The sequence below is a fragment of the Pseudomonas sp. A-1 genome (assembly GCF_004801855.1).
Classification (GTDB): Bacteria; Pseudomonadota; Gammaproteobacteria; order Pseudomonadales; family Pseudomonadaceae; genus Geopseudomonas.
Genome location: NZ_SSTC01000226.1, coordinates 1 through 873, shown reverse-complemented (window position 1 = coordinate 873; position 873 = coordinate 1). Strand labels below are relative to the sequence as shown.

General features: G+C 59.2%; 2 protein-coding genes. One reads left to right on the top strand and one right to left on the bottom strand.

Translation table 11 applies throughout. The features are described from left to right. On the bottom strand, nucleotides 1-216 hold a 216-nt coding region (locus E5198_RS21855; protein WP_218569081.1), incomplete at its 3' end, for a hypothetical protein. 148 nt (nucleotides 217-364) lie between these two features. On the opposite strand from E5198_RS21855, the gene E5198_RS21295 reads away from it, so the two are divergent. Beyond that, nucleotides 365-873: transposase (locus tag E5198_RS21295; protein ID WP_136491874.1), on the top strand; the 509-nt coding region annotated here is incomplete at its 3' end.

The following is an 873-nucleotide window of genomic DNA, read 5'->3' as shown; positions in this document are numbered from 1 at the left end:
CCGAGCTGATGGCCAAGCATCATGAGGCACCTGCTTCACTCCAATAACCGTGTTGCACTCAGTTCCTGCAACCGCCCTTGTATTCATGGCGTGCTCATTCTTTGCCCAGCGATCAAAGCTGCTGTCAGCGTATTCAGCCTGCGATAAAGCAAACACTGAACCAGATGCGAGCAGCATAAGCGCAGTTAATATTTTCTCTTTGCGAGTCCATGCCATAGCTAATCGCATCCTCTAACGTTTGAATTCAGCGGGCGGCAAAAAGCGCAGCTTTTTGGCGGTCCGCTGGAATGCTGTAATGGACTCTCCCTGCACCACACTTACCCGCACCAGCGGTGCCGAGAATGGCGTTCGGAGGGTGTCAGCGATGTACAAGCAGATTGCAGTGGATTTGGCCAAGTCCGTTTACCAGGTTGCCGAAAGCGTCCGTGCCGGGCAGGTGAGTCAGCGCAAGCGGCTGAATCGCGAGGCATTTCGTCGATATATACAGGAGCAGGCCGAGCCGGTCGAGTGGCTGATGGAAGCCTGCGGCACGGCACACTACTGGGGGCGTTTCGCCCAGGCGCTGGGGCACAAGGTGACGCTGCTGCACGCGCGCTATGTGCGCCCTTACCGGCGGCGCAACAAGACCGACCGCAACGACTGCGACGCCATCCTCGAAGCCGCACGCTGCTCGGGCATCCACCCGGTACCGGTGAAGACTCACGAGCAGCAACAGCTCCAGCAGCTGCACGGTCTGCGCGAAACCTGGAAGAAGAGTCGCACCCAGCGCATCAACCTGCTGCGCGGCATCTTCCGAGAGATGGGCCTGGAAGCGCCGGCAGCGACGGCGGCATTCCTGCGTAGCGCTCATGAACTGGTCGAGCAACCGGAAGT